The 10,827-nt window shown below is 68.9% G+C and carries 12 protein-coding genes; 8 read left to right on the plus strand and 4 right to left on the minus strand.

Features of this window, described 5'->3' with window-relative positions; translation table 11 throughout:
• Together AC27IQ_RS13535 and AC27IQ_RS13540 are read left to right on the plus strand one after the other, a co-directional pair.
• Positions 1-394 (plus strand): sigma-70 family RNA polymerase sigma factor family protein (locus tag AC27IQ_RS13535; protein WP_487089770.1); only part of this gene is annotated, 394 nt, incomplete at its 5' end.
• 137 nt (positions 395-531) lie between these two features.
• Positions 532-990 carry a carboxymuconolactone decarboxylase family protein gene (locus AC27IQ_RS13540; RefSeq protein WP_284412011.1) on the plus strand — a complete coding sequence of 153 codons (459 nt, stop codon included), beginning with the start codon at positions 532-534 and terminating at the stop codon, positions 988-990.
• Positions 991-1,140: 150 nt separating this feature from the next.
• Here the strand turns inward: AC27IQ_RS13540 and murB are convergent, their stop codons facing one another.
• Positions 1,141-2,223 (minus strand): UDP-N-acetylmuramate dehydrogenase, encoded by a 1,083-nt coding sequence (gene murB, locus AC27IQ_RS13545; protein ID WP_317358459.1) that lies wholly within the window; start codon positions 2,221-2,223, stop codon positions 1,141-1,143.
• Positions 2,224-2,290: 67 nt separating this feature from the next.
• On the opposite strand from murB, the gene AC27IQ_RS13550 reads away from it, so the two are divergent.
• Genes AC27IQ_RS13550 through AC27IQ_RS13560 form a run of 3 tightly spaced genes read left to right on the plus strand, consistent with a single transcriptional unit; the run spans position 2,291 to position 4,510 of the window.
• On the plus strand, positions 2,291-2,776 hold the full coding sequence (locus tag AC27IQ_RS13550; protein WP_272568536.1) for a YajQ family cyclic di-GMP-binding protein: 486 nt from the start codon (positions 2,291-2,293) through the stop codon (positions 2,774-2,776).
• A gap of 57 nt (positions 2,777-2,833) precedes the next feature.
• Positions 2,834-3,481, plus strand: coding sequence for a retropepsin-like aspartic protease family protein (locus tag AC27IQ_RS13555; RefSeq protein ID WP_487089771.1), 648 nt, complete (start codon positions 2,834-2,836; stop codon positions 3,479-3,481).
• 9 nt (positions 3,482-3,490) lie between these two features.
• The gene (locus AC27IQ_RS13560) at positions 3,491-4,510 is read left to right on the plus strand and encodes an HD-GYP domain-containing protein (RefSeq protein WP_487089772.1); all 1,020 of its coding nucleotides are present in this window, start codon (positions 3,491-3,493) and stop codon (positions 4,508-4,510) included.
• A 39-nt stretch (positions 4,511-4,549) separates the two neighbouring features.
• Here the strand turns inward: AC27IQ_RS13560 and plsY are convergent, their stop codons facing one another.
• The 3 genes from plsY to AC27IQ_RS13575 form a co-directional block, all read right to left on the minus strand.
• Complete coding sequence (plsY, locus tag AC27IQ_RS13565) at positions 4,550-5,185, minus strand: glycerol-3-phosphate 1-O-acyltransferase PlsY (RefSeq protein WP_317358455.1); 636 nt, start codon at positions 5,183-5,185, stop codon at positions 4,550-4,552.
• A 107-nt stretch (positions 5,186-5,292) separates the two neighbouring features.
• Positions 5,293-5,796 (minus strand): aminoacyl-tRNA deacylase, encoded by a 504-nt coding sequence (locus AC27IQ_RS13570; protein WP_487089773.1) that lies wholly within the window; start codon positions 5,794-5,796, stop codon positions 5,293-5,295.
• The gene (locus AC27IQ_RS13575) at positions 5,793-6,854 is read right to left on the minus strand and encodes an aldo/keto reductase (protein WP_487089774.1); all 1,062 of its coding nucleotides are present in this window, start codon (positions 6,852-6,854) and stop codon (positions 5,793-5,795) included. Before AC27IQ_RS13575 ends, AC27IQ_RS13570 begins: the two co-directional genes overlap by 4 nt.
• A gap of 174 nt (positions 6,855-7,028) precedes the next feature.
• On the opposite strand from AC27IQ_RS13575, the gene AC27IQ_RS13580 reads away from it, so the two are divergent.
• From AC27IQ_RS13580 to pepN, 3 genes are all read left to right on the plus strand, one after another.
• Entirely contained in the window at positions 7,029-7,982 is a 954-nt protein-coding gene (locus AC27IQ_RS13580; RefSeq protein ID WP_487089775.1) for an alpha/beta fold hydrolase, read from the plus strand.
• A gap of 186 nt (positions 7,983-8,168) precedes the next feature.
• Positions 8,169-9,273 (plus strand): peptide chain release factor 2 gene (prfB, locus tag AC27IQ_RS13585; RefSeq protein WP_272552141.1). Its coding sequence is split into 2 segments (ribosomal slippage): positions 8,169-8,249 and positions 8,251-9,273, totalling 1,104 coding nucleotides; the frame shifts between segments, so codons are not numbered across the junction.
• A 22-nt stretch (positions 9,274-9,295) separates the two neighbouring features.
• The coding region (gene pepN / locus AC27IQ_RS13590) for an aminopeptidase N (protein WP_487089776.1) at positions 9,296-10,827 on the plus strand (1,532 nt) is incomplete at its 3' end.

Raw genomic sequence — 10,827 nt, forward strand, 5'->3', positions numbered from 1 at the left:
CCAGGTGCGCCGGGAGAAGGTGCGCTTTTCGGCCACGCCGGACGCCGCGCGGGCCCTGCTGCACCGCCTCGTGGACGCGATGCGCGCCCAGGACCACGGCGCCCTGCTCGCCCTCTTCGCGCCGGACGCCACCTGGACGCCCGATGCGGGCGGCAAGGTCCAGGCGGCCACCAAGGTGGTGCGCGGTCCCCGGGCCCTGGCCCGGCTGGCGGCGGGTCTGTGGCGCGTGTACCTGCGCCACCTCGCCGTGCAGGAAGTGCAGATCAACGGCACGCCGGGTCTGGTGCTGCGCGAGGGCGGCACGCCGCGCGTGGCGCTGGCCTTGCAGACCGACGGCACGCACATCCACGGCATCTACGCCGTGCTGAACCCGGACAAGCTGCGCGGGCTGTAGGCCCCGCCGCCGCCCGGCCCACTTTTCACGATCCGTTCCCATGGCATGGCACCCGCGCCGGGTGCGGGCCGCGCCATGGGCCACGGTTTTCCCACCCGCTCCTTCCTTCAACCACCCACCGCCACGAAAGGCTCCCCATGTCCCAAGCCCGCATCGACCTCATGAAAAACCACCCCGCCACCGCGAACGCCATGATGGCGCTGGAGAACCAGTTGCGCGCTGGCGCCCTGCCCCTTGCCCTCAAGGAGCTGGTGAAGATGCGCGTGTCGCAGATCAACGGCTGCGCGTTCTGCATCGACCTGCACGTGGGCGTGGCCCGCCGGCATGGCGAGACCGACCGGCGCCTGCACCTGCTGGCCGCCTGGCGCGAGGCCGGCCTGTTCGATGCCCGCGAACGCGCCGCGCTGGCCTGGGCCGAATCGCTGACCCGCCTGGCCGCCACGCAGGACGTGCCGGACGCGGTCTATGACATGGTGGCGGCGCAGTTCTCGGAGGCGGAGATCGTCGAGCTGTCGCTGGCCGTCGTCGCCATCAACGGCTGGAACCGGTTCCAGGTCGCTTTCCGCGCGCCACCGGCGGGCGGCGCCGGCGCCTGAGCGCCCCGTTCGGGCCGTCGCACCAAAAATAAGAGCCCAATCGGCCTGACGCCCTAGTAAAACATGCCATTCATGCTATTAATAGCATAGCAATCTCTCCGCGACGGCTTTGCAGCCGCTTCGCGGCAGAACCGGCCGCACGCGCCGTGCCTAGACCACCACCGGCTCCGGCTCCAGCCGGATGCCGAAGCGCTCGTACACGCTGGTCTGGATGGCCTTGGCCAGCGTCATCACTTCGCCGCCGGTCACGCTGTCGGCGCCCCGGCCGCGGTTGACCAGCACCAGCGCCTGCTTTTCGTAAACGCCGGCCTTGCCCACGCTCTTGCCCTTCCAGCCGCAGGCATCGATCAGCCAGCCCGCCGCCAGCTTGATGGTGCCGTCGGGCATGGGGTAGTGCACGATGCGCGGCTCGCGGGCGATGATGTCCGAGCACTGGTCGGGCGTGACCGTGGGGTTCTTGAAGAAGCTGCCGGCATTGCCCACCACCGCCGGGTCGGGCAGCTTGGCGCGGCGCACCTCGCACACCCATTCGAAGATCTGCTGCGCCGTGGGCTCGGCCACCCCGGCCTCGGCCCGCTTGCGCTCCAGGTCCAGGTAGCCCAGCTCGGGCTTCCAGGGCTTGGGCAGGCGAAAGCGCACGTGCGTGATGGCCGCGCGCCCCGCCAGGCCCATGCCGCGCGGCGCGCTGCCCTCGGCGGCGCCCGCGGGGGCGGCGGGGGCCTGGTGCTTGAAGACGGAATCGCGGTAGCCGAACGCGCATTGGGCGGCATCGAGCGTGAACGGCTGGCCCGTCGCCAGGTCGATGGCGTCCAGGGAATCGAAGCGGTCCTGCAGCTCGACGCCGTAGGCGCCGATGTTCTGCACGGGCGCCGCGCCCACGGTGCCGGGGATGAGCGCCAGGTTTTCCAGCCCGGGAAAGCCGTGCGCCAGGGTCCAGGCGACGGCGTCGTGCCAGGACTCGCCGGCACCGGCCTCCACGATGAAGGCCTGGGGGGTTTCCTGCACCAGCCGCAGGCCCTTGATCTCCATCTTGAGGACCACGGGCTTGACGTCGCCCGTGAGGACGATGTTGCTGCCGCCGCCCAGTACGAAGACGGGCGAGCCCGCCAGCTGCGGGTCGGACACCAGGGCGCGCACGTCATCGACCGAGCGGGCACGCACCAGCGTGTGGGCGCGGGCCACGATGCCGAAGGTATTGCAGTGCTGCAGGGGAGCGTTTTTCTCGACTAACATCGACCGGATTGTCGCACCCGGCCCCTTTTCGCGGCCGGGTTCTCCCCCAGCTTCCGAGAGTGATGCCATGCCTTCTTTTGACACCGTTTGTGAAGCCAACCTCGTAGAAGTGAAGAACGCGGTCGAAAACACCGCCAAGGAAATCGGCACGCGCTTCGACTTCAAGGGCACGTCCGCCGCCATCGAGATCAAGGACAAGGAGATCACGCTGTTCGGCGATGCCGACTTCCAGCTCACCCAGGTGGAAGACATCCTGCGCAACAAGCTCACCAAGCGCAACGTGGACGTGCGCTTTCTCGACATGGAAAAGCCGCAGAAGGTCGGCGGCGACAAGGTCAAACAGGTCGTGAAGGTGCGCAACGGCATCGAGAGCGAGCTGGCCAAGAAGATCCAGAAGCTCCTCAAGGAAAGCAAGCTCAAGGTGCAGGCCGCCATCCAGGAAGAGAAAGTGCGCGTGACCGGCGCCAAGCGCGACGACCTGCAGGCCGCCATGGCGCTGCTGCGCAAGGAAGTGGTGGACATTCCACTGTCGTTCGACAACTTCCGCGACTGACACCGACTTCCCCGCCGCCTGCCGCATCACCGCCCGCCCCCCCCAGGCTGCCCCTCCATGCTCCTGCGCGCCCTCCCCCTCGCTGCCGCCCTGGCGCTTGCGCCATGGCAGGCGCACGCCCAGGCGGTGGCGCTGTCCGGCATCCTGGGCGGCAAGGCGCTGCTGGTGGTCAACGGTGGCGCGCCGCGCGGCGTGGGCCCGGGTGAAAGCCACCAGGGCGTGAAGGTGGTCTCGGTCGGCCGCGAGGAGGCGGTGGTCGAGCTGGCCGGCGCGCGGCGCACGTTGATCCTGGGCGAGGCCCCGGTCAGCGTGGGCAGCCGCGGCTCCGCAGGCACGGGCCGGCGCGTGGTGCTCACCGCCGACAGCCGCGGGCATTTCGTGAACAGCGGCACCATCAACGGCCGGCCGATGCAGTACCTGGTGGACACCGGCGCCAGTACCGTGGCCATCGGCCAGCCGGAGGCGGAACGCATGGGCCTGGCCTACCGCAGCGGGCAGCCCGTGGTGCTGGGCACGGCCAACGGCACGGCCCAGGGCTGGCGGATCAAGCTCGATTCGGTGCGCATCGGCGACGTCGAGGTGCTCGGCGTGGACGCCGTCGTCACGCCCCAGGCCATGCCCTTCGTGCTGCTGGGCAACAGTTTCCTGAACGAGTTCCAGATGAGCCGCATCAACGACCAGATGGTGCTGGAAAAGCGCCAGTAGCCCGCGCCCATGCCCCACAGCCCCCCCAGCGCCGGCGAGCCGTCCGACAGCGAATACGAAGACCTGCTCGGACTGTGGTCGGACCTGGAATCCGCCCTGGCGGTGATCCTCTCGCGGCCCCTGCAGGTGCACGACTTTCCCGCCAAGGTGCGCCAGTGCGACCGGTGGCTGCAGGAACTGGTGGCGCACGACATCGACGCGGCGCTGTACCTGATGTTCCAGCTGGCCTCCACCTCCACGGTGGGCTACAGCACCTCGCACGCCCTGGTGTGCGGCACGCTGTGCCACATCCTCGCGCACGAGCTGCAGCTGCCCTCCCTGGAGCGCGACAGCCTGGTGCGGGCCGCGATCACCATGAACATCGGCATGACCGCGCTGCAGGACGAGCTGGCCAGCCAGCGCGAGCGGCCCAGCCCCGCGCAGCAGGAGGCCATCGAGGCGCACCCTCTGCGCAGCATGACTCTGCTGGAGCAGCTGGACGTGAAGGACCCGCTGTGGCTGGACGTCGTGGGCCAGCACCATGCGCCGTTGGCCGAGACGCAGCCGCTGGCGGGCATGCCCGCCGAGGACCGGCTCAGCCGCATCCTGGGGACGATCGACCGCTACGCCGCGATGATCAGCCCGCGCAAGTCGCGTGCGGGCCGCAGCGCCACGGACTCGGTGCGCGCCATCGTGGGCCAGGACGTGGACCGGCGCGACGAAGTCACCTATGCGCTGGTGCGCGCCGTCGGGCTGTGCCCGCCCGGCACCTTCGTGCGGCTGGACAACGGCGAAACCGCGCTGGTGCTGCGCCGCAGCGAGAAGGTCAACGCCCCCCTGGTGGCCAGCCTGCTCGACCGCGACGGTGAGCACCTGGCCCAGCCCCGGCTGCACCAGACGGCCAGCGGCCGGCCACGCATCCAGTCGGCACTGGCCCGGCCCGCGGTGAAGGTGGAGATCAACCACCGCACGCTGGTGCGCCTGGGCCACTACGCGGCCCAGCACAGCAGCGGGCTGATGGGGTTGGTGAGCACGGTGGGCCGGCCCTGACCGGGCGGCTCCCCCCCGCCTGGCTCCGTCCCCTTCGATTCAGGGCTTTTTCTTCTTCTGGCCCAGCCGGGATTCGGTGCCGGCCATGAGGCGGCGGATGTTTTCGCGGTGCCGCCACACCAGCAGCGCCGACATGGCGGCGATGGCCACGCCGATGGTCGCCTCGGTGTACCAGAGCACGCCGCCGAACATCACGTAGTACAGCGGCGCGAACACCGCCGCCGCGAGCGACGCGCCCGAAGAGTAGCGAAAGAAGAACGCGATGATGACCCAGGTCAGCAGCGTGGCCAGCCCCAGCCATGGGCTGATGCCGACCAGCACGCCCAGCGCCGTGGCCACGCCCTTGCCGCCCTCGAAGCGGAAGAACACGGGCCACAGATGCCCGAGGAATGCCGCCAGGCCCACCAGCGCCACCGTGCCGTCCTCCAGGCCATGGGGCTTGCCAAAGGCCTGCACCAGCACCACGGGCAGCCAGCCCTTGACCGCATCGAGCAGCAGCGTGATCACGGCCGCGGCCTTGGAGCCGGAGCGCAGCACGTTGGTGGCGCCGGGGTTCTTGCTGCCATAGGTGCGGGGATCGTTCAGGCCCATGGTGCGGCTCACGATGACGGCGAACGACAGGGAGCCCAGCAGGTAGGCGGCCACGGTGGCCAGGAGGCAATAGACGGTGGTCAAGGTAGGAATTCCTTCAGGATGCGGGCGTCACGAGAGGCCGGTGGCGGGCGCCACGGGGGGCCGGTGGCCGGCGCCCCGAAGGCGCGGCCCCGGTTCGGCGGGGCGGCCTATTCTGCCAGCGCGCACTGCACCGGTTTGGCACCGAGCTGCTGCACGCACACCTGCGGATCGATCTGCACCAGAAAGCCCCGGCGGCCGCCGTTGATGGCGATGCGCGGCAGCGCGAGGATGCTTTCCTCGATGTACACCGGCATGTCGCGCCGCGTGCCGAACGGCGAGGTGCCGCCCACCAGGTACCCGCTGTGGCGGTTGGCCACCTCGGGCTGGCAGGGCTCGATCGACTTGGCGCCGATCTGGCGGGCCAGGTTCTTGGTGGACACCTTGCGGTCGCCGTGCATGAGCACGATGAGGGGTTTCGCATCCTGGTCCTGCATCACCAGCGTCTTGACGACGACGTGCTCGTCCAACCCCAGGCTGGCCGCGCTGTGCGCGGTGCCGCCGTGCTCCACGTAGTCGTAGGGGTGCTCGGTGAAGGCCACGCCCTGGCGCCGCAGCCACTGGGTGGCCGGGGTTTCGCTCACATGGGCGGCCTTGGCGGCCTTCTTGCTCACAGTGCCGGGTCTCGCAGTTCCCAGCGGACCGCGTCGATGGCCGCGAGCAGTTCGGGCGAGAGCACCGTGCCCCAGGCATCGAGGTCTTCGTCCAGCTGGGCCAGCGAGGTCACGCCGATGATGGTGCTGGCCACCTGCCACTTGGTGTAGCAGAACGCCAGCGCCATCTGCGTGGGCGTGAGGCCGTGCTCGCGCGCCAGCGCGTTGTAGCGGCGCGAGGCCTCCAGCGCCTCGGGGCGGCCCCAGCGCTGCTTGCGCACCGATTCGTAGCTGGCGATGCGCGCGCCCTTCGGCGCACCGGCGCCGGTCGTGCCGCTGGCGTCGTACTTGCCCGTCAGCAGCCCGAAGCCCAGGGGCGAATACGCCAGCAGCGACACGCCCAGGCGGTGGCAGGACTCGTCCATGCCGTTTTCCCAGGTGCGGTTGACGAGGCAGTACGGGTTCTGCACCGTGGCCACGCGCGGCAGGCCGTGCTGCTCGGCCAGCCGCACGAACTCGTGCACGCCGTAAGGCGTTTCGTTGGACAGGCCGATGGCACGCACCTTGCCGGCCTGCACCAGCCCGGCCAGCGCCTGCAGCTGGTCGTGGATGGGGGTGGCCGAGGTTTCCTTGGCGGGGTCGTAGTACACCGTGCCGAACGCGGGCACGTGGCGCTCGGGCCAGTGGATCTGATAGAGGTCGATCACGTCGGTCTGCAGGCGGCGCAGGCTGGCGTCGCACGAGGCCACGATGTCGGCCGGGGTCATTCCCTTGCCTTCGCGCACCCAGGGCATGCCGCGCGAGGGGCCCGCCACCTTGGTGGCCAGCACCGTCTTTTCGCGGGCGCCGGGGCGGCTGGCGAACCAGCGGCCGATGATGGTCTCGGTGGCGCCACAGGTCTCGGCGCGCGCCGGCACGGCGTACATCTCGGCGGTGTCGATGAAGTTCACGCCCCGCTCCAGCGAGCGGTCGAGAATGGCATGGGCCGTGGCTTCGTCCACCTGTTCGCCGAACGTCATGGTGCCCAGGCAGATGGGCGTGACCTGGAGCGCGCTGGCGCCCAATGGGATTTTTTGCATGGAGAGAAGACCTACAAGCTGCGGATGGGCTGGGCAGAATAATGGATTTTCCATGTTCCCGCAGCGAGCGCACCGCATGCCCGAAGGCCCAGGCAGCCAGGGCCCCGAACGAGCGGCCGCCCGCTTGTCCCAGCCTTGACTGACGCCGCCGCGCCCTGCGCGAATAATCGCCCGATGTACCAGCCCGCCCGCGCCTCCCAGAGCGAATTCGTCCCCGTCCGCACCCTGCAGTACCACGTTCGCCGCTGGAACGGCGAGGCGTCGCCCGCCTCCGCTTCCCACTCTTCCCCTTCACGGCCCCCACTGGTGCTGATGCACGGCTGGATGGACGTGGGCGCCTCCTACCAGTTCGTGGTGGACGCGCTGTCGCAGGCGTTCTTCGCCGGCCGCACGGTCATCGCGCCCGACTGGCGGGGCTTCGGCCTGAGCCGCCTGCCCGCGCCCTGCGACCACTACGTGTTCGCCGACTACCTGGCCGACCTGGATCACCTGCTGGACCACTACGCGCCCGGCCAGCCGGTCGATCTGGTGGGCCACAGCATGGGCGGCAACGTGTGCATGGCCTATGCCGGCGTGCGGCCCGCGCGCATCCGCCGGCTGGTGAACCTGGAAGGCTTCGGCCTGCCGGCCACCACGCCCGACCAGGCCCCCCGGCGCTACGCGCAGTGGATGGACGAGATCCGGGCGCTGGAGCGCGGCGAGAAATCGCTCAAGGCCTACGACAGCGCCGACGGCGTGGCCCAGCGCCTCATCAAGACCAACCCGCGCCTGTCCGCCGACAAGGCCGCCTGGCTGGCCCGCCAGTGGGCCGCGCCCGACGCGCAGGGCCGCTGGCGCATCCTGGGCGATGCGGCGCACAAGATCACCAGTTCGCAGATCTACCGCGTGGAGGAAGCGCTGGCCCTGTACGACGGCATCACCGCGCCCACCCTCGCGGTGGAGGCCAGCGATGACAGCATGGGCCTGTGGTGGAAGGACCGCTACGACCTGCCCGAATACCACGCCCGCCTGTGCCACGTGCGCGATTGCCGCACCGCCGTGGTCCAGGACGCCGGGCACATGCTGCACCACGACCAGCCCGGCGCGGTGGCGGCGCTGATCGAGTCGTTCCTGAGCACCCCTGGATAAAACAGGCCGCCAGCGCATATTCCACTAGGGCGTCTTGCTATCATTTTTGAAATAGCGGCCCGTTTTGCGCCCCGTCGAAGGGGCCGGCCGGCAGCGCCCTGCGCGCCGTGGAAGGACATTGGGGGCGTGCGGCGCATCGCGTGAGAAAATCGCCGGTTATTCCACCGAACACTCAGGACACGCACCATGGACGCAGAACGCATCAACCTCATCGGCAACACCCTCTCCGACCTGACCGTGCGCACGCAAGAGTTACGGAGGTATCTTTGACTTCGATGCCAAATTCGAACGCCTGCGCACGGTAAACGCCTCGCTGGAAGACCCCACGGTCTGGAACGACCCCAAGAAGGCCCAGGAGCTGGGCAAGGAAAAGAAGAGCCTGGACGGCGTGGTGCTCACGCTGGAGCGGCTCACGCGTGAGCTGGCCGACAACACCGAGCTCTTCGACATGAGCAAGGAAGAAGGCGACGACGACGGCCTGATGACCATCGAGGCCGAGACCGCCAAGCTCAAGCCCGAGATCGAGATGCTCGAGTTCCGCCGCATGTTCAGCAACGAGGCCGATCCGCTCAACTGCTTCGTGGACATCCAGGCCGGCGCCGGCGGCACCGAGGCCTGCGACTGGGCGGGCATGCTGCTGCGCCAGTACCTCAAGTACGCCGAGCGCAAGGGCTTCAAGACCACGGTGGAAGACGAAACCCCGGGCGACGTGGCCGGCATCAAGAGCGCCACGATCAAGATCGAGGGCGAATACGCCTACGGCCTGCTGCGCACCGAGACGGGCGTGCACCGGCTGGTGCGCAAGAGCCCGTTCGACTCATCCGGCGGGCGCCACACCAGCTTCGCCAGCCTGTTCGTCTATCCGGAGATCGACGACTCGATCCAGATCGACATCAACCCGGCCGATGTGCGCACCGACACCTTCCGCGCCAGCGGCGCCGGCGGCCAGCACATCAACAAGACCGATTCGGCCGTGCGTTTGACGCACATTCCAACCGGCATCGTCGTTCAGTGCCAGGATGGCCGCAGCCAGCACAGCAACCGCGACGTGGCATGGCAGCGCCTGCGCTCGCGCCTGTACGACTTCGAGATGCGCAAGCGCCAGGAAGAGCAGCAAAAGCTGGAAGACACCAAGACCGATGTCGGCTGGGGCCACCAGATCCGGAGCTACGTGCTGGACAACAGCCGCATCAAGGACCTGCGCACCAACGTCGAAATCTCCGCCACCCAGAAGGTGCTGGACGGCGATCTCGACGCCTTCATCGAAGCCTCCCTCAAGCAGGGCGTGTAACGCGCCCGGAAAGCCCCAAGCCATGATGAGAGAAGGACACGCCACGGCCATCCACCGTGCCGACTACACCGCCCCCGCGTTCTGGATCGACACGGTGGACCTCACGTTCGACCTGGACCCGGCCAAGACCCGGGTGCTCAACAAGATGCGGCTGCGCCGCAACGCAGACGTGCCCGCGGGCGCGCTGCGGCTCGATGGCGACGAGCTGAACCTGGCGCGCGTATTGGTCAACGGCGCGGGCACCTCGTTCAAGATGGAAGGCGGCCAGCTGGTGCTGGAGAACCTGCCGGAGGGCCACGAGCCCTTCGACCTGGAGATCTTCACCACCTGCTCTCCGACCAAGAACACGCAGCTGTCGGGCCTGTACGTGAGCCAGGGCACCTTCTTCACCCAGTGCGAGGCCGAGGGCTTTCGGCGCATCACCTACTTCCTGGACCGGCCGGACGTGATGGCCAGCTTCACCGTGCTGCTGCGCGCCGACAAGGCCGCCTACCCGGTGCTGCTGTCCAACGGCAACCTGATCGACCACGGCCCGCTGGACGACGGCCCCAACGGCGCGCGCCATTTCGCCAGGTGGCAGGACCCGCACAAGAAGCCCTGCTACCTGTTCGCGCTGGTGGCCGGCAAGCTCGTGGCGCGCGAGCAGCGCATCCGCTCGCGCTCCGGCGCCGACCACCTGCTGCAGGTGTACGTGCGCCCGGGCGACCTGGAGAAGACTGAGCACGCCATGAACTCCCTCATGGCCAGCGTGGCCTGGGACGAGGCGCGCTTCGGCCTGCCGCTGGATCTGGAGCGCTTCATGATCGTCGCCACCAGCGACTTCAACATGGGCGCGATGGAGAACAAGGGCCTGAACATCTTCAACACGAAGTACGTGCTGGCCAGCCAGGCCACGGCGACCGATGTGGATTTCGGCAACATCGAAAGCGTGGTGGGCCACGAGTACTTCCACAACTGGACCGGCAACCGCGTCACCTGCCGCGACTGGTTCCAGCTGTCGCTCAAGGAAGGCCTCACGGTCTTTCGGGACCAGGAGTTCAGCCAGGACCTGTCGGGCAGCCCCTCGGCCCGCGCCGTCAAGCGCATCGAGGACGTGCGCGTGCTGCGCACCGCGCAGTTCCCGGAAGACGCCGGCCCCATGGCGCACCCGGTGCGGCCCGACAGCTACGTCGAGATCAACAACTTCTACACCGTCACCATCTACGAAAAGGGTGCAGAGGTCGTGCGCATGATGCACACGCTGGTGGGCCGCGAAGGCTTCGCGCGCGGCATGAAGCTGTACTTCGAGCGCCACGACGGACAGGCGGTCACCTGCGACGATTTCGCGCAGGCCATCGCCGATGCCAACCCGGACAGCGACCTGGCCCGCCTGCTGCCGCAGTTCAAGCGCTGGTATTCGCAGGCCGGCACGCCGCGCGTGCAGGCCACGGGCGTGTACGACGCCGCCGCGCGCACCTACACGCTCACGCTGTCGCAAAGCCTCGCGCCCACGCCCGGCCAGCCGCTCAAGGAGCCCGCCGTGATCCCGGTGGCCCTGGGCCTGCTGGGCGCGGA

The sequence above is a fragment of the Acidovorax sp. KPB24-07 genome (assembly GCF_057543315.1).